This window comes from Pseudomonas caricapapayae, assembly GCF_001400735.1.
Lineage (GTDB): Bacteria > Pseudomonadota > Gammaproteobacteria > Pseudomonadales > Pseudomonadaceae > Aquipseudomonas > Aquipseudomonas caricapapayae.
Genome location: NZ_LJPW01000147.1, coordinates 48756 through 65817, shown reverse-complemented (window position 1 = coordinate 65817; position 17062 = coordinate 48756). Strand labels below are relative to the sequence as shown.

The 17062-nt window shown below is 59.4% G+C and carries 13 protein-coding genes; 7 read left to right on the top strand and 6 right to left on the bottom strand.

Annotated elements, in window-relative coordinates; genetic code table 11:
- Positions 1-97: 97 nt before the first annotated feature.
- Together ALO80_RS21955 and ALO80_RS21950 are read right to left on the bottom strand one after the other, a co-directional pair.
- Positions 98-1048 carry a LysR family transcriptional regulator gene (locus tag ALO80_RS21955; RefSeq protein ID WP_055010514.1) on the bottom strand — a complete coding sequence of 317 codons (951 nt, stop codon included), beginning with the start codon at positions 1046-1048 and terminating at the stop codon, positions 98-100.
- A gap of 108 nt (positions 1049-1156) precedes the next feature.
- Entirely contained in the window at positions 1157-2212 is a 1056-nt protein-coding gene (locus tag ALO80_RS21950) for a GGDEF domain-containing protein (protein WP_055010513.1), read from the bottom strand.
- A gap of 401 nt (positions 2213-2613) precedes the next feature.
- On the opposite strand from ALO80_RS21950, the gene yghX reads away from it, so the two are divergent.
- Positions 2614-3501, top strand: coding sequence for a YghX family hydrolase (gene yghX, locus ALO80_RS21945; RefSeq protein ID WP_055010552.1), 888 nt, complete (start codon positions 2614-2616; stop codon positions 3499-3501).
- Positions 3502-3682: 181 nt separating this feature from the next.
- On the opposite strand, the gene ydiJ is transcribed toward yghX, so the two are convergent.
- Positions 3683-6730, bottom strand: a complete 3048-nt coding sequence (gene ydiJ / locus ALO80_RS21940) for a D-2-hydroxyglutarate dehydrogenase YdiJ (protein WP_055010512.1) — start codon at positions 6728-6730, stop codon at positions 3683-3685.
- A gap of 154 nt (positions 6731-6884) precedes the next feature.
- Between ydiJ and ALO80_RS21935 the strand changes: the two genes are divergently transcribed.
- From ALO80_RS21935 to ALO80_RS21920, 4 genes are all read left to right on the top strand, one after another.
- Positions 6885-7790, top strand: a complete 906-nt coding sequence (locus ALO80_RS21935; protein WP_083493370.1) for a LysR substrate-binding domain-containing protein — start codon at positions 6885-6887, stop codon at positions 7788-7790.
- Positions 7791-7814: 24 nt separating this feature from the next.
- The gene (locus ALO80_RS21930; RefSeq protein WP_055010511.1) at positions 7815-8726 is read left to right on the top strand and encodes a LysR substrate-binding domain-containing protein; all 912 of its coding nucleotides are present in this window, start codon (positions 7815-7817) and stop codon (positions 8724-8726) included.
- A gap of 188 nt (positions 8727-8914) precedes the next feature.
- Complete coding sequence (locus ALO80_RS21925) at positions 8915-10225, top strand: MFS transporter (protein WP_055010510.1); 1311 nt, start codon at positions 8915-8917, stop codon at positions 10223-10225.
- Positions 10222-11481, top strand: coding sequence for a metal-dependent hydrolase family protein (locus ALO80_RS21920; RefSeq protein ID WP_055010509.1), 1260 nt, complete (start codon positions 10222-10224; stop codon positions 11479-11481). The genes ALO80_RS21925 and ALO80_RS21920 overlap by 4 nt, the downstream gene beginning before the upstream one ends.
- A 7-nt stretch (positions 11482-11488) precedes the next feature.
- Here the strand turns inward: ALO80_RS21920 and ALO80_RS21915 are convergent, their stop codons facing one another.
- Both ALO80_RS21915 and ALO80_RS21910 read right to left on the bottom strand, forming a co-directional pair.
- The gene (locus tag ALO80_RS21915) at positions 11489-12388 is read right to left on the bottom strand and encodes a polysaccharide deacetylase family protein (protein WP_055010508.1); all 900 of its coding nucleotides are present in this window, start codon (positions 12386-12388) and stop codon (positions 11489-11491) included.
- Positions 12388-13548: a GNAT family N-acetyltransferase/peptidase C39 family protein gene (locus ALO80_RS21910; protein WP_055010507.1), complete on the bottom strand. Its 1161-nt coding sequence runs from the start codon at positions 13546-13548 to the stop codon at positions 12388-12390. Before ALO80_RS21910 ends, ALO80_RS21915 begins: the two co-directional genes overlap by 1 nt.
- 114 nt (positions 13549-13662) lie before the next feature.
- Here ALO80_RS21910 and ALO80_RS21905 point away from each other — a divergent pair, with 114 nt between their 5' ends.
- On the top strand, positions 13663-15228 hold the full coding sequence (locus tag ALO80_RS21905; protein WP_055010506.1) for a RimK family protein: 1566 nt from the start codon (positions 13663-13665) through the stop codon (positions 15226-15228).
- Positions 15229-15232: 4 nt separating this feature from the next.
- On the top strand, positions 15233-16162 hold the full coding sequence (locus ALO80_RS21900) for a magnesium transporter CorA family protein (protein ID WP_055010505.1): 930 nt from the start codon (positions 15233-15235) through the stop codon (positions 16160-16162).
- 4 nt (positions 16163-16166) lie between these two features.
- On the opposite strand, the gene ALO80_RS21895 is transcribed toward ALO80_RS21900, so the two are convergent.
- The gene (locus ALO80_RS21895; RefSeq protein ID WP_055010504.1) at positions 16167-17018 is read right to left on the bottom strand and encodes an urea carboxylase-associated family protein; all 852 of its coding nucleotides are present in this window, start codon (positions 17016-17018) and stop codon (positions 16167-16169) included.
- Positions 17019-17062 lie beyond the last annotated feature (44 nt).

Genomic DNA, 17062 nt, shown 5'->3' with positions numbered 1-17062 from the left:
AGCCGGGCCGTATAAGCATCAGCAGGCAAGGCAGTGTCTGCTCCAGCCGTGCGCGCTGGCGCCATACGGAGGGGCCTAGTCCAGGCCCGCTGCTCGCTTACTCAGCGTAAATGCTCTGCAACAGTGCATCGTGAGCGCTGGCTTCGTGCATGATCATCTCCGGCAGCAGGACCTTCGCGCAGGTAGCGATCTCATCGACGAGCGCCGCTGCTACATCGGACAATGGGTGGGCGAAGGCTGAAATCAGACCGAAGAAAAAAGGAATGTTGCAGGCAATCGGCCTGACCACCACGCCCTGCAGCGATACGCCGATGGCCGTGAAAGGATCGACCAGCGCAATGCCCAGCCCGACCCTGGCCATCTGCATGGCAATCAGCGACGTATTGGTATCGAGCATGCGCGGCGGCGGCCCCCCGGCATCCTGAAAAGCCTTGTCTATGCGCCGACGAAAGCGATAAGGATTGGCCATGGTGATCAGGGTCTGCTGACGCAGCAGCTCCATTGACAACACGTCATGAGTGGCCAGCTCCGAGTCGGCGGGCAAGACCGCCACGCAAGCCGCCTCCCCGATCCAGTGAATATCCAGGCCGCGATGTTCCAGCGGCAGGCTTACGGCACCCAGATCCATGGTTTTCGACAGCACGGCTTGAACCACATGCTCCGGAGACATGCTCTGCAACTGGATTTGCTGGGGTCTCAGGTGCTCGGGCAAGCGTGACAGGGCCGTCGGCAGCAGGCCCGCCGCCAGGGCCGAGATCGCCACCAGCTTGATCTGGTGGTTTTCTTCGTGCGCAATATGTTGCGCACGCTGACGGATGTTACGAACGCCCAGCAGCGCGCTCTCCACTTCGCCATACATCATGAATGCCTTGTGGGTGGGCGTGACCTTCGGCCCGCTGCGCTCGAACAACGCAAAACCCAGCTCCTGCTCAAGCTCCTGAATCGCCCGTGTGACCGATGGCTGAGAACGGCCGAGCATTTTCCCGGCTGCAGTGACACTGCCTGCCGACATGACTGCCGCGAAGGCTTCGAGCTGACGCAAATCCATAAGCATGCCTTGATCGATACACCGCCAATGAGAAAGCGCGACGCAATGCCTCCTCCGTTCAAAGCGCGAAAGTCTACACGTTGCCCGAGCATTGGGTGAATGTCTGGCTCACCCGGCGATCATTACCCGGTTCCGGCCTTGCTGTTTGCCCAGATAAAGCGAAGTGTCAGCACGGTTGAGGGTTATCTGAAAAGTCTCGCCCGCTACGATGGTCGCCACGGCAAGAGTCGCGGTGACCGAAATAATGCGCTCATCGATCTGGCCGGCCTCCTCGGCTATACGTTTCCAGATCCGCTCTGCGACTCGCAGCGCATCCTCGGGCGTGGTGTCCGACATGAGTACCAGAAACTCCTCGCCGCCCCAGCGAGCAGCCATATCGCTGTTGCGCACACTTGAGCTGATGATTTCCGCCACTCGTTGCAGAACGGCGTCGCCGGTTTCATGGCCGTGGAGGTCATTGATCTGTTTGAAATGATCGATGTCGAGCAGGATCAGCGAAGCTGACAGCCCCTGTCTTCGGGCCTCCAGCTCGCGTATGCGATGCAGCACTCTTCTGCGGGTATAGAGATTGGTCAGGCTGTCGCGGTTGGCAATATGAAACAGGCTCAATTGCATCGACGACGTGAAGCGTACCGAGAGTGCAGTGGCATAGATCGACAGAACGGTCGCCGTCAGTGCATTGACGATACCGAATGCATCAAGCACGTTCTGGCTAAGGCCCGATCCCTGCCCCATGTACCGGCGAAAGGCGAAGCATCCTACCAGTGACAGAAGGATTGCCAGGCTGTAGGCAATGCGCCTGATGGCGATCAGTTGAAAGGTGAAGGCAATGATGGGAATCACGCAGAACAGGTAAAAACTGAAGTTGCTTTCCCAGCCCAGTTCCCATGTGGCAAGCAAAGCATGGCCGATGATCTCCAGACACATCAGTTGCCCGGCCTGCCGATAGCGCTGCCTGCGGATCAGGTAGAGACAGTTGATATAGATCAGTGTGCTGACAATGTTCGCCACCCACAGGACCTTCATCCCCAGCTCCAGAAACACTGCCAGCAACACACAGTGAATGCCCAGAGCGACGTACACGATCGGCGTGATGTGTTTCCAGAACTGGATAGCCGTGTCCTTGAACAGCTGGGTGCGGTCTTCCGTCGGAAGGGTCATCATCACGTTATCTCGAAATGCAGGTGGAATATGACCATCAGCGTAGGGTTGAGATCATGATGTGTTGTCGGCCTGAACCGACGCCGCTTGATACAGCGACCCGATAATATCTTTTGCCTGCCCGGCCCGGATGTGTGGCATGACTGAAGGAGTCAAATGGACATCAGTCATGATAAGTAGTGCGATCGGAGGCCTGATTTTTTCCGTCCGCCGCCAGTCGGCAGACGCTGCGATACGACGCACGGTAAAGCTGATGGAGGGCCGACGAGGGTTTTTCGTCACTTTGCGGTAGCGATCCCGATTTTCTGGAAATACTATCGAGGCCGTACATTGTGTTGATCGCGCAGTGCTCGACAGCCGGCGAACTGCAGGCAGCCCTGAATGATTCAGAAGGAAGCGTACCGATGGAACGTCTCACCGCAAAAGACTTTGCGCCTGAACTGCTTGAGCTTTATGACTTCTACGCACATGGCAGGATCAATCGACGCGAGTTTCTCGATCGAGCAGCGCTGTTCACATTGGGTGGCCTGACTGCCAGTGCGCTGCTCGCCTCGTTGAGCCCCAATTACGCGCTGGCCGAACAGGTGGAGTTTACCGATCCGGACATTGTTGCCGAGTATGTGTCCTACCCTTCGCCCAAGGGCCATGGTCAGGTTCGCGGCTATCTGGTACGTCCGGCAAAAGCTGCCGGCAAAGTAGCGGCAGTGGTTGTGGCGCACGAGAATCGCGGTTTGAATCCCTATATCGAAGACGTTGCCCGCCGTGTAGCGAAAGCCGGTTTCATCGCGCTCGCACCCGACGGCCTGTCCTCGGTCGGCGGTTATCCGGGTAATGACGACAAGGGCCGAGAACTTCAGCAGACAGTCGATCCGGAAAAGCTCATGAACGATTTCTTCGCCGCTATCGAGTGGCTGATGAAGCATGACGCGACTACCGGCAAGGTCGGCATCACCGGTTTCTGTTATGGCGGTGGCGTGGCCAATGCCGCCGCCGTGGCTTACCCCGAACTGGGCGCTGCCGTATCGTTTTATGGCCGCCAGCCCAGCGCCGAAGACGTGGTGAAGATCAAGGCGCCCGTCATGATTCACTATGGCGAACTGGACACCCGCATCAATGAAGGCTGGCCCGTTTATGAAAAAGCCTTGAAAGCTGCGGGCACGACGTACGAAACGTTCATCTATCCGGGAGCCAACCACGGTTTCCACAATGACTCGACCCCGCGTTATGACGAAGCAGCGGCCAAACTGGCGTGGGAGCGAACGCTGGGGTGGTTTAACAAGTACCTGGTTTAACGGCGCGGTACAGATCTGTGACGCAGAGGATCACGCAAGGCATTCCCGCGCTGGAAAATAACACTGTCGTGCGACGCTCCGCGTCGTCATGCCGTTCTGGACGCTCCGCGTCCTCTTTAAGACGCGGAGCTTCCCCCACCGCATCTCCACGCTGGGGCGTGCACAACGATAACCTGAACTGTCACAGCGCCCGCACTCGCTCCAGCAGAATCTGCAGCGGATGCTGCACCGTCTTGCCATCCTGGCGTTTGACCTGGCTGCGACATGAATACCCATCGGCGACCAGTCGGCCTTCATCACCATGGCGCGCAACCAGTGGCTGCCAGGACTGGCTGTAGATCGTGTCGCTGGTTTTTGCGTTTCGGGTTTCATGCCCATAAGTGCCGGACATGCCACAGCAACCGCTGGCCAGCACATCAAGCCTGAGCCCGGCGCGAGCGAAGGCTTGCTGCCAAAGGCCGACACTGGCAGGCTCGTTGGTCTTTTCGGTGCAATGCGGCAGAAAGTAGTAAGTCTCACCTGACGGAGCGTCGTGTTTTTCCTCAAGCGCAGACGCAAGCCACTCCTGCGGGAGCATGACCGACGGCACATTATCGCTGCCCAGCGTCTTGCTGTACTCCTGGCGATACACCAGGGTCATGGCCGGGTCCAGACCGATCAGCGGAATGCCGTACCCAGCCAGCTTGCCAAGCGACCGGCTGTTGAAACTGGCAGCCTTTTCGAACGCGGCCAGAAAACCCTGCACGTGCAGCGGCTTGCCATTGGGAGCGAACGGTGCGAGATAAACCTGATAACCCATGCGCGAGATCAGTTCCAGCCAGTCTGCCGCCAGCGGGGTTTCAAAGTATCGGGTGAACGCATCCTGAACCAGCACTACCGTACGCTTGCGCTCCTGCTCGCTCAACGCGGCCAGACGCTGCGGGGTGGCAATGCCGACATTCCAGCGCGCGCAGGCTGCGCGAAAGTCCATCAGGCTGAGCAATGGGCTATCAACCATACCGGCAACATGTTCGAAGAGGTAACGCACCGGTTTTGCGCCCATGACCGCGTTATACAGCTTGGGGAAGCGCGCTAGATAGGGAATGCTGAACTCCAGCGAGCCAATCAGATAGTCCTTGATCGGGCGCAGGTAACGGCTGTGGTACAGCTCCAGAAAGCGCGATCTGAACTCGGGTACGTTGACCTTGACCGGGCACTGCCCCGCGCAGGACTTGCACGCCAGGCAACCAGCCATCGCATCGTAGACCTGGTGGGAGAAGTCCTGCTGCCCCGCCACTCTGGCTACGCTGTTGACGGTCCGCTCGGCAAGGCTCTTCAGCACACTGGCATTACGTGCCCTGGCACTGGCCGTCAGGACGTTCACGTCCTGCTCGCCTTGCAGACGCAGCCACTCCCTGACCAGCGAAGCGCGGCCCTTGGGTGAATGAATACGATCACGCGTGGCCTTCCAGGACGGGCACATGGCATCGTCAGTGTCGTAGTTGTAACAGGCACCATTGCCATTGCAATGCAGCGCGCTGTCGTAGCTTTGCCAGACACGTTCGTCGATCTTGCGGTCCAGATCGCCGCGCAGCATCACTTCGTCCACCAGCGTCAGGCGTGCTTCGGGCAAGGTCGCAGGCGTGGCGATCTTGCCGGGGTTGAGCTGATTGAACGGGTCGCACGCGGCCTTGAGCGCCTGCAACGCAGGATACAACTCGCCGAAATACTCAGGCACGTATTGCGAGCGCAGGCCCTTGCCATGTTCACCCCACAGCAGACCGCCATAGCGTCTGGTCAGCGCGGCAACGGCGTCGGAGATCGGGCGGATCAGAGCCGCCTGCGCGGGGTCTTTCATGTCCAGTATCGGCCGCACATGCAGCACGCCTGCATCAACATGGCCGAACATGCCGTATTGCAGACCGTAGCTGTCCAGCAGCGCACGAAACTCCTGAATATAGTCAGCGAGATTCTCCGGCGGCACCGCTGTGTCTTCGACAAATGGCTGCGGTCTAGCTTCGCCCTTGACGTTGCCGAGTAGCCCCACCGAACGCTTGCGCATGGCGTAGACGCGGTTGACTGCAGCGCTGCCGGTTGCAAGCGTATGGCCAAGACGAACCACCGACGTATCTTTTTGCAAGTGGGCGACGAATGCATGGACACGCTGCTCCACTTCGCCCGGTTCATCGCCGCTGAATTCGATCAGGTTGATGCCAAGGGTGGGCGTGGCGGGGTCTTGCGGGAAATACTCGGCTACGCCGTGCCAGACGATATCCTGCATGGCCAGCATCAACACCTTGGAGTCTACAGTCTCGATGGACAGCGGCTTGTGCGCCATCAATGCCTTGGCGTCCCGCAGGGCGTCCATGAAGCCAGCGTAGCGAACGTTGACCAGAATCGAGTGCTTGGGGATCGGCAATACGTTGAGCCGGGCTTCGACGATAAAACCCAATGACCCCTCAGAACCGCACAGCACGCTGTTGAGATTGAAGCGCCCGTCCTCCTCGCGCAGGTGCGCCAGATCGTAACCGGTCAGGCAGCGGTTGAGGGGCGGGAAAACGTCCTTGATCAATTGCGCCTGAGTATCGGCAATCTGTCGAGCGCAGCGATACACATCGCCAGCCCGGTCGACGCGTGTCTGTTCGCTGGCTAGTTGCTCTGCACTCAATGCCTGTGTGTTGACGTACGAACCGCCCAATAACACTGTTGACAGTTCAAGCACGTGATCGCGGGTCTTGCCGTAGGTGCAACTGCCCTGCCCGCTGGCATCGGTGTTGATCATGCCACCGACGGTGGCGCGGTTGGAGGTGGACAGTTCGGGCGCAAAAAACAGCCCGTGAGGCTTGAGCGCGGCGTTAAGCTGGTCTTTGACCACCCCGGTCTGCACCCGTACCCAGCGTTCTTCGACGTTGATTTCAAGAATGTGATTCATGTGCCGCGACAAATCGACCACCACGCCGTCGGTCAATGACTGTCCGTTGGTCCCGGTACCGCCACCACGCGGGGTAAGCACTACCTGTCTATGCTCGGGTCGCGCAGCCAGCCGGGCGACGATTGCGACATCATGGCTGTCCATCGGGAACACCGCCGCCTGTGGCAGGCGCTGGTAGATCGAGTTGTCGGTGGCCAGCACCGTACGCGATCCGTGGTCCCTGGCTATTTCGCCGCGAAAGCCGCCCTCCACCAGGGCATTGAGGAAACGGTCATAGTGACCGGCCTGCACGGAGGTCGGTTTCAACTGCGCAATCATGGTGGTCTTCCTGGCTGGCTAGGCGTTTTATATGCAAAGCACGTATGCTTCGAAACGCTCGTATGCATGGCGTTATCAACGGTTATCGCGATTCTCCGGTGTGTCGTACTTCAGTGCAAACGTAAAAGATGTCGTTTTTCCATGAGTTTTATGAATGAACACCAGAAGACTGACGCCCTCCATGTCACTGTTGCTTGCCTTCGAGGCCGCTGCCCGGCATGGCAGCTTTACCAAGGCCGCAGACGAACTGGCCTTGACCCAGAGCGCCATCAGCCGTCAGGTGCAGGCGCTGGAGGCGCAACTGGAAGTCGAGCTGTTCAAGCGCGATGGCAGGCGTATCGAATTGACCCCTGCCGGGGCGCTGTACCAGCATGAGCTGGCCGCCGCACTGGGTCGTATTCGCAGTGCAACCCTGCAAACCATCGCGCACAAGACCGAGGGCGGTACGCTGCATCTGGCCGTGCTGCCGACTTTCGGCTCCAAATGGCTGCTGCCGCGGATGAATGACTTTTACACCCGGCATCCGGGCTATGTGGTGCATCTCCACTCACGCATCGTGCATGCCGACCTGACGCCGGCGGCCAGCGAGATGAACGCGATTATCTGTGCGGGCGATGGCAACTGGCCCGGATATGTTTCCCATCCGCTGGTCAGCGAGAAACTGGTCGTCATTGCCAGTCCTGCTGCGCTTGCCGGATACCGGTCGATGACCCCGGCGCAGGTTGCCCAGCATTCGCTGCTGAGTGTGGTATCGCGGCCCAATGCCTGGTCGGACTGGTTTGACAGTAACCGTCTTGCCCATCAGATCATGCGCCTCGGGCCGAGCTTCGAGTTGACCTCGCATTTGATCCAGGCCGTAGCGGCCGGCATCGGTATCGCGCTGGTGCCGCGGATTCTGGTGCAGGACGAACTCAACAGCGACGAGCTGGTCACGCTGTTCGAGCCTATGGACAGCGGACGTAATTATTATCTGGCGTACGCGACACGTTTTCAGAACCTGCCAGCGCTGTGCGTATTCAGGGACTGGCTGCTGTCGACGCCGTTTCCCGACCCCTTGTAAAACCTGCCCGCAACAGGAGCGACCGTGCGCATCGAACCCCTTCCGCCCTTGCAGAACCTGATCGCCTTCGAAGCCGCCGTACGGCATGGCAGCTTTACCCGTGCCGCCATCGAACTGAACCTGACACAAAGTGCGATCAGTCGTCAGGTGGCGCAATTGGAGGAGTTTCTCGGCCGGGCGCTGTTTCGCCGTGAGCACAAGCGCATTCACCTGACCGTCGCCGGGCAGATTTACGCCGAGCAGATCCAGCGGGTGCTGACGCTGTGTGCCGAGGCCACGGCGCAAGTCATCACCCACAGCGGCGAACAACAGTTGACCCTGGCCTGTTCCAGTGGCGTGGCTGCACTGTGGCTGGGGCCTTTGCTGGGGCGCTATCGCGATGCCTTTCCGGCTGTGGATATCCGCTTGCGCGTGGTCGATGGGCTGGACTCGCTGATCCGCGCCGAATTCGATCTGGCGCTGTATTTCCTGCGCGAAGGCTCGCCGACGGGGCTCGACAGCCGCCTGCTGTTCGCCGAATCGGTAAATGCCTATTGCTCGCCTGGCTACCTGAACGGTCGGCTGCTGGAGCCAGCAGAGTTGCTGGATCACTGCCTGCTGATGCTGGAAGACGGACAACGTCAATGGCTGTCCTGGGGAGACTGGTTCGGACGTCAGGGAGTCGATGCCTCGCTGATCCGCAAGCGCATGACCGTCAACCTGTATCCGGTGCTGGTCGACCTGGCGGTCGCTGGTCATGGCATCGTGCTCGGCTGGCAGCCCATGATCGACCGGCATGTGCAATCCGGTGCGCTGGTGCCGGCCTGCCGAAAAAGCATCGGCGCAGTAGGCGGTTATTACCTGCTGACACCCAGTGGCAAGACGCCCCGGCGCGCTGCGCGAGCGTTCGAGAAATGGTTGACAGATGAAATAGCCACGCTGACACCCCACCTATGACGCTTGCATGCATCTGGCGCATGCAAACCTGCGCAATGAGCGTTTTCTTAAAATCGGCCCAGCACCTAATCTCGACTGAAACGGGCAAAAAGACCTGACTCAGCCGCACTTAAATCAACCCTGCCCCTTAATCAATGCAGCCACTGCAGGGGGCCTCCCTGCGTGTATCGCATGCAGGAGCCTATTCAGTGAGCACATTACGATCCTCTGCTTCACGCACCCATGAACAAAAGGCACGCCGCGCGGTGACCGCTACGGTGATCGGCAATGGCCTGGAATGGTTCGACTTCACGGTCTACAGCTTCTTTTCGGTGATCATCGCCAAGGTCTTTTTCCCCAGCGGCAGCGAGCTGACCTCTTACCTGCTGGCGCTGGCGACCTTCGGGGTGGGCTTTTTCATGCGCCCGGTGGGCGGCATTGTGCTCGGTATCTACAGCGACAAGCGCGGGCGCAAGGCGGCGTTGTCACTGACCATCCTGCTGATGGCGCTGGGGACACTGATCATCGGACTGACGCCCAGCTTCGCGCAAATTGGCTATCTGGCTCCGCTGCTGATTGTTCTGGCGCGACTGCTGCAAGGGTTCTCTGCCGGTGGCGAGATGGGCAGTGCCACCGCATTTCTGACCGAGCATGCTCCGCCCGGCAAGAAAGCCTTCTACTCCAGCTGGATTCAGGCCAGCATCGGCGTCGCGGTGCTGCTCGGCTCTGCGCTGGGTGCCATTCTGTCCAGTTACCTGACCCAGGCGCAGCTAGAAAGCTGGGGTTGGAGGGTGCCATTTCTGATTGGCACACTGATCGGGCCGGTCGGCTTCTATATTCGCAGCCGGGTGGATGAGACGCCGGCCTACAAGGCGGCCAGCCCCGTTGAATCCCCGCTTCGCGAAGTCATCAGGACCTACCCGCGCCAGACGCTGATAAGCTTTTCACTGGTCGTGCTCTGGACGGTCTGTACTTACGCGATCCTGTTCTACATTCCTTCCTACGCCCAGCGTGTGATTGGCTTGCCTTCATGGATGGGCTTCAGCGCAGGCATGATGGGCGGCGCGGTGCTGATCGTCGCCACACCGATTGTCGGTGCCCTGGCAGACCGCAGCGGGCATCGCCCCTGGTTACTTGGCTCGGCGATGGCCATCTTTTTCAGCGCCTATCCGATGTTCCTGTTCATCAACCAGATGCCAGGGCTGTTTTCGCTGCTGGTCTTTGAACTGGTGCTCGGCCTGCTGATTTCCGCTTACATCGGCTCGATCCTCGCGGCTTTCGGCGAGTTGCTGCCCACCCACGTGCTGTCCACCGGGCTCTCTGTCGCCTACAACTTTGCCGTCACCATTTTCGGCGGCTTTGCCACCTTCACCATCACCTGGCTGATTGCCTCGACCGGCAGCAACCTGGCACCCGCGTTCTACATCATGTTCGCTGCCGCCGTCAGCGGTATTGGTGCGCTGCTGTATCGCGACCGTGCGCCTGCTGCCCATCGTCCCTTGTCTGGAGCTTTCCAATGAGTATTGCTGATCCTACACGCCTGATCCTGCGCAACGGCCGTCTGCTGGACCTGCAAAAAGGGCAATTGATTTCCGGCCAGGAAGTCGTGATCGAGGGCGAACGCATTGTCGACGTGCGTGCCGAAGGTGAGCCGGCCCCGGCTGGCACTGAGGTCATGGATCTGGGCGGCAGAACCCTGATGCCGGGTCTGATCGACTGCCATGTGCATGTGCTGGCTTCCAACGCCAACCTGGGCATGAATGCCCTGCAACCCAACGCAATCATCATGTACCGCGCCTTGCCGATTCTGGCGGCGATGCTCAACCGCGGTTTCACCACCGTGCGCGATGCCGGCGGTGCCGACTGGGCGCTGGCGCGTTCAATCCAGATGGGGCTTATTCCCGGGCCGAGGATCTTCGCTTCGGGCAAGGCACTGTCGCAGACCGGTGGCCACGGCGACATGCGCGCTCGGGGCGAACTGCTGCTCAATGAGCCCTGCTCGTGCTGTTTCCGGGCCGGGGCCATCGCGCGGGTGGTGGATGGCGTCGACAACGTGCGTCTGGCCGTGCGCGAAGAGCTGCAACAGGGCGCCAACCAGATCAAGATCATGGCTTCGGGCGGTGTTTCTTCGCCAACCGACCCGATTGCCAACACCCAATACAGCGAAGCTGAAATCCGCGCCATCGTCGATGAGGCCGCTGCCGCGAACACCTACGTCATGGCGCATGCCTACACCGCTCGGGCGATTCGCCGTGCCATCGAATGCGGCGTAAGAACCATCGAGCACGGCAATCTGGTGGATGCCGACACCGCCCGACTGATGGCCGAAAAAGGCGCATTTGCGGTGCCGACTCAGGTCACCTATGAAATGCTTGCCGAGTATGGCGAACGCTTCGGCCTGCCAGCGGACTCGGTGGCCAAGATCGAAGACGTGCGACAGGCCGGGCGCAATGCCCTGCTGCTGTTTGCCGAAGCAGGCGTCCCGATGGGTTACGGCTCGGATTTACTGGGCGAAATGCACGAGTACCAGACCCACGAACTGAAGATTCGCGCCGAGCTGCTCGGCAATCTGGCGGCGCTGCGCAGTGCAACAAGTGTTGCGGCGCAGATACTTCAGCGTGAGGGCGAATTGGGTTGCATCGCCGCCGGTGCGATCGCTGATCTGCTGGTGGTGGATGGCGACCCGCTGAGCGATATCAGTTGCCTGGTCGGTCAGGGCGAGCACCTGGCAATGATTGTTCAAGGTGGTCATGTGCGCAAGAACACCTTGGCTTGATCGGTTGTCAATGGGCGTTGTGGTCCCAGATCCAGCTCCAGACACCCGGCAGGCTGACCGGCTGGCCCGCCTCTTTGACCGTGCGGGCCAGAGCGGCACGCTGTAACTGCGCGCTGTCGTCGTAGAACGGCTGGTCGGCAAGCCGAACGCCAGTCTGACGGGCACTGTCGATCAGAATCTGCAGGTACTCCCGAGCATGCCGCGCGGTGTAGCGGTTCAAATCGTGGAAGGTCACCACCACCGGAATCACACCGTCCACAACAGGCAACTCCCCGGCAGCAATGCGCTCACGCACCTGCGAGAGCTGGCTGACCATGTTCGAACGGCGTCGCAGGCTGAAGTTATAGCCCCAGATCTTGCCGTCATTGGCACTCAGGTCCGTCAACAACACATGCAGGTCATGGCGCTGATAGGCGCTGAAGGTGCGTTTGTCGTAGTTCCAGAACGGCGGCCGCAACAACTTGGTGGGCACACCGGTGATCGCGGTAATGATCGCGCAACCTTGAGTCAGTGACTGCTCCAGTTCCTCATCCGTCAACGACCGATGATTGGTGTGATGCGGCGTAGCGGTGTGAAAGCCCAGCAGATGCCCTTCTTCATGCTGACGACGCATGATTGCTCTGCCTTGATCACTGTTGCCCGCGCCCGTTGCGCCGGTCTGCACGAAGAACACGGCCTTGATGTTCGGCTGCAACGGGTTGTCGGCCAGGCTGTCGAGCACCGTGATGCTCGGGTTGTAGAACGTCGAGGCACTGGGGCCGTCGTCAAAGGTCAGCAGGAACCGCACCGCAGGCCGCTGGCGCAACTGCTCGGCGGTCTTCGACGTCAGCGGAACCGGAGCACTTATGCAGGCCGACAGGCTCGCGGCGATGGCCAGTGCGAAAAAGACCTTGAAAACGGACTTCATCAATGTACGCAATCCTGTGGTTGAGCTGCTGAGGCCGCGTGTAAAGCGCACGCATGATCATTCACGGGTGCGGCAAACACAATCACTGCGGCGCGCAGTTTGTCGGCACCGAAACAACTCATGCGGTTGAAATCGGCATGGCTCACGGGCATGTGCTGACAGTCTATAGCCTGGCGATGCAGGCTGTGATCGATATCAGGGTCGTGCAGGTAGACAAAATCACTGTCGCAGTCGGTGACCATCACCCAGTGCGGCGCCTTGGAGCGTGTCAGGCGATAGCTGCTGATCAGCACCAGCGGCTTGCCACCCTCTGCCAGTACGCGAGGCAGGTTCAATGAGCGGTTGGGCAGCGTTTGTACGCCGCAGGTCTGCAGTTCATGACAGAACTGCTCGTGCACCAGGCGGATTACCTGTTTCTTTTGGTCACTGCGCACGCCGCCCAGAAACAGCGGGCCCGCAATCGACACCAGCAGCTTCACGGTAAAGCCCCTGCGCCGCGCAGCCAGCGCCAACCCCTGAGGGCTGCATCCGCCATGGCCGGAGGTCATGAACACCGTGGTCGCCTCGCGCCAGATCTGCAGTTCTTCGGCGCGATCCATCAAACGCACAGGTTGCAGAGCCTTCATCGCCATCAACAGACAGGCCGGACCGCAAGTGAACTCCAGGGTCTGCTGGTAATACGGCACTGAACGACTATCCAGCCGAGCATGCTCGACGATGCGCTTCTCGTAACGCAGCGCCGGGGCATGGTCCTGGTAATAGTCGTCGACCTGAGCGAAGCGCCGGTAACCGTTGCGTTCGTACAGCCCGATAGCCGCGTGGTTATCAGGGCGCACCTCAAGGCGCAGGTAAGCGCAGTCGCGGCCCACGGCCTGCTGCTCGGCACGTTGCAACAACTCCTTGCCCAGCCCCTTGCCCCGCGCCGCATCGACAATCGCCAGCGAATACAAACGCCCCAGCGAGGTGCCCCGATGAAACAGCACCAGCGCGTAGCCGGTGAGCTTTCCGGCCTGCTCGGCGACGATCAGGCTGGCATTGGCGCGGCGAATCATCCAGTGAAAGCTGCGCGCGGTCAGACGGTCGCCGTCAAAGCACTGGTTCTCCAAAAGCAACAAGTCGTCGACATCGGTTTCAACTGCATCGCGAAATATAAAGTCCATCTGCACCGCCGTAAAAGTTGTGTAACGAAACGGGACATTTCAAAAAGCACATGCTTAATAGAAAGGACGTGTTTCCCATCGGATCGATTACACAGGTCAGCGGCACAGGTGAAGATGAACGAAGTATCTGCGCAACTTGCGCTTTCAGCAACAACCAGACGTGCAGACCCCACAACGCTTTTTGCAGCGCAGAGGCAACGGGTGATTATTGTCGAACGGCTTGAAGACTGGGCATCTTACTTCCCCAGCGAAGACTTGATCAGCGCCCAGGATTACCTGGAAAAGCCACTGAAAACCAAGGCAGGCAAGCGTGTGCAAGTCATCAATCTGTGCCGCAGCTACAAATACCTGGGCCACGGTTATTACTGTTCCCTGCTGGCCGAAGCGCGCCAGCACAATGTCATTCCTTCGGTAAAGACCATCAGCGAGTTGACCCGCAAGTCACTCTACGGCCTGGCCCTCGATGACCTGGACAAGTGGCTGGAGACCGCACTTGAGGATCATCCCTATGACGACACCGAAGGGTTTACCCTGACACTTTACTTCGGCCAGACCACACTGGAGCCATTGAAGGATCTCGCCCGTCAATTGTTTGAAGTCTTCCCCTGCCCGATCCTGATGGTGGAGTTTCGCAAACGCGACAATTGGCACATTGCGGGTATCAAGGCCGGTGCTCTGCCGCGCCTGCGCGAGGATCAGCAGGATGAGTTCGCCACGGCGCTGGAAGGCTTCAGCCGCAACGTCTGGCGCCAACCCAGTTCCCGACGCATGGCCCGCTATGACCTGGCTATCCTGCATGACCCGCAGGAACAGCTGCCACCGTCCAACACCGAGGCGCTAACCAATTTCATCCGTGTCGGCCAGCGCCTGGGCATCGATGTCGAGCTGATCGAAAAGAAAGATTACGCCCGGCTGGCCGAGTACGACGCGCTGCTGATTCGCGAAACCACCAGCGTTGACAACCACACCTACCGCTTCGCCAAGAAGGCCGAAAGCGAGGGGCTGGTGGTCATGGATGACTCCACCTCGATCCTGCGCTGCACCAACAAGGTGTACCTGACCGACCTGCTCAAAAGCCATGATCTGGGCATGCCGCGAACGGAAATCCTCTACAAGGACCGCCCGGAAGAACTGCAGCACGTGGCCACACGTCTGGGCTTCCCGCTGGTATTGAAGATCCCTGATGGCTGCTTTTCCAGAGGTGTGATCAAGGTCAGTACACCCGAGGAAATGCACACGGCAACGACCCAGCTGTTCGAGCACTCGGTGTTGTTGCTGGCTCAGGAGTTTTTCTACACCGAGTACGACTGGCGCATCGGCATTCTCAATCGCAAACCGATATTTGCCTGCCAGTACTTCATGTCCAAGGGGCATTGGCAGATCTATAACCACAAGGCGATCGGCACCGAGGTGATTGGCGAATGCCGCACGCTGGCGGTGCACGAAGCGCCACGCGCCGTAGTCGAACTGGCACTCAAGACTGCCAACCTGATTGGTGACGGGTTGTATGGCGTGGACTTGAAACAGTCAGGCGATCAAGTGGTAGTGATCGAGGTCAACGACAATCCGAACCTGGATGCCGGCATCGAAGACGCTTACCTGCAGGATGATCTGTACAGCCTGGTGCTGGAAGAGTTCGTCCGCCGTCTGGAGCTCAAACGCCTCGGCAAAGAATGGTGAAACGATGATTCAGGGCCTGACACTCGATGGCAACCGGTTGCTGACATGTGACCCGCAAAAGGCTCAGGTGCTTTGGTTCAGCAAGCCTGACACTGGTGAACGCAGGTTATTGATGGAGCGCTTTCACCTTGATGAGCACGCCGTGGCATCGGCGCTGGATCCCGATGAAATTTCGCGCATCGAGTTTCACCCTGATGCCTTGTTTCTGATCTGGAAACGCCCCGAAAACTACTCGGGCAAGAACAGCTTCTCGTTCGACGTTTCGTCCTTTGGTGTGCTGCTCAGTCGGGACCAATTGGTCCTGATCTGTGATGACGAGCAACCTTTGAGCGCGCTGGGGGCTCACCGTCCTTTGAACCAGCCGCTGGATATCCTTCTGGAGCTGTTGTTCAACAACATTCATCACTATCTGGGCCATTTGAAAGTCATCAAGATGGTCGCCCGGGAATTGCAGCAGAAATTCAACTCCTCACTGGAAAACCGTCATTTGCTGCAGATGTTCAACCTCAGCGAAAGCCTGGTGTATTACATCAATGCGATCCACAGCAATGGTGCGGTTCTGACCCGCCTGCGCAATCATGCGCAGGGCAAGCAGTACGCGACTGCCTGCCTGGCGTTGATCGATGACATGATCATCGAGAACGACCAGTGTTACAAACAGGCCGAGATCTATTCCACAGTGTTCGCCGGGTTGATGGATGCACGTGGCAATCTGGTCAACAACAGCACCAACACCCTGCTGCGCAAACTGACGCTGATCAATGTGGTGTTTCTGCCCTTGAACCTGATTGCCGGGATCGGTGGCATGTCCGAATTCAGCATGATGACCGCCCCGCTCCACTGGTGGGTGGCTTATCCGGCATTGCTTCTGGCCATGCTCGGGCTGGGGGCGGTGATGGTCTGGGGGCTGCGCAGGATGGCTCGCGCGGCCTGAGCGGTTATTTTTCCCAGTCAGCCTTGGCAATCTGCAAGCCATGCAGCCCGTTGTAGGCCGCCCGCTCAGGAGGCTGCCAACCCTCCAGCAACGCGGCGTCGAGGTCGTAGATTTCGACACCCAGCGGACGGCAGACGCTTAACGGGTCCTGCGCGTCAGGCCCCCACATCGGCAGTGACAGATCGCCGCCCGGGCAGGTCGACAACGCACACAGCAGGTCGATTTCAGCGAAAAACTCCAGATAATCGCCCTTTTGCGCCGGACAGGCCTTCATGAAGTACATGTCGTCATGATTGAGGCCGGTGCACTGGAAGATGTTCAGCACGTCATGCACGTCGAATTCGGTCAGCCCGTGCGGCAGCACGGCACGGGTCAGGTTTGAATGACAGTGATGATGAAAGTCTTCGCCGGTCAGCATCTTGTTGACGTAGGGGTCACAACGCGTGCCAAGCAAATCATGAAGGCGGCCGCCATGCTCGTCGATCCCGTAGCTGGCCAGGCTGTCGTCGGTAATGGTTACCATTGGCCGCAAAAACGGCAGGTTCGACCACAGCCGGTCATGAGTGCTGACATGCGCGCCCTGTAGCTGGCGCGTGCGCGCTGCCCACAGGCGCTCTCGCGGGTCGTTGGCGTTCCAGACATTGAAATCGCCCACCTGCGGGCCAACCGGTGTGGTGACACGAAACACCTGACCGGCCTTGACCTTCCAGGCCCGTCCGGTACGAATGGGTACTTCGAACTGCTCGACGAGGGTGCGCTGCTGCGCATTCGCACGCAGGCGCTCGTAAAACGCCGTGTCCACTTGCAGCGCTGCGCCTTTGCTGACCTGGTAGGCGGCTGGGTAGTCTTTGTACATTCAGGGCTTCTCGTTGGCAGGATGTGCAGATTTATCCTGCAAAT

What these genes read in the sequence shown, in the direction of transcription:
- ALO80_RS21935 (WP_083493370.1), top strand. Translation starts at nt 6,885, where the DNA reads ATGAACACCAGAAGACTGACGCCCTCCATGTCACTGTTGCTTGCCTTC.
- ALO80_RS21955 (WP_055010514.1), bottom strand. Translation starts at nt 1,048, where the DNA reads ATGGATTTGCGTCAGCTCGAAGCCTTCGCGGCAGTCATGTCGGCAGGC.
- ydiJ (WP_055010512.1), bottom strand. Translation starts at nt 6,730, where the DNA reads ATGATTGCGCAGTTGAAACCGACCTCCGTGCAGGCCGGTCACTATGAC.
- ALO80_RS21910 (WP_055010507.1), bottom strand. Translation starts at nt 13,548, where the DNA reads ATGGACTTTATATTTCGCGATGCAGTTGAAACCGATGTCGACGACTTG.
- ALO80_RS21905 (WP_055010506.1), top strand. Translation starts at nt 13,663, where the DNA reads ATGAACGAAGTATCTGCGCAACTTGCGCTTTCAGCAACAACCAGACGT.
- ALO80_RS21895 (WP_055010504.1), bottom strand. Translation starts at nt 17,018, where the DNA reads ATGTACAAAGACTACCCAGCCGCCTACCAGGTCAGCAAAGGCGCAGCG.
- ALO80_RS21900 (WP_055010505.1), top strand. Translation starts at nt 15,233, where the DNA reads ATGATTCAGGGCCTGACACTCGATGGCAACCGGTTGCTGACATGTGAC.
- ALO80_RS21950 (WP_055010513.1), bottom strand. Translation starts at nt 2,212, where the DNA reads ATGATGACCCTTCCGACGGAAGACCGCACCCAGCTGTTCAAGGACACG.
- ALO80_RS21915 (WP_055010508.1), bottom strand. Translation starts at nt 12,388, where the DNA reads ATGAAGTCCGTTTTCAAGGTCTTTTTCGCACTGGCCATCGCCGCGAGC.
- ALO80_RS21920 (WP_055010509.1), top strand. Translation starts at nt 10,222, where the DNA reads ATGAGTATTGCTGATCCTACACGCCTGATCCTGCGCAACGGCCGTCTG.
- yghX (WP_055010552.1), top strand. Translation starts at nt 2,614, where the DNA reads ATGGAACGTCTCACCGCAAAAGACTTTGCGCCTGAACTGCTTGAGCTT.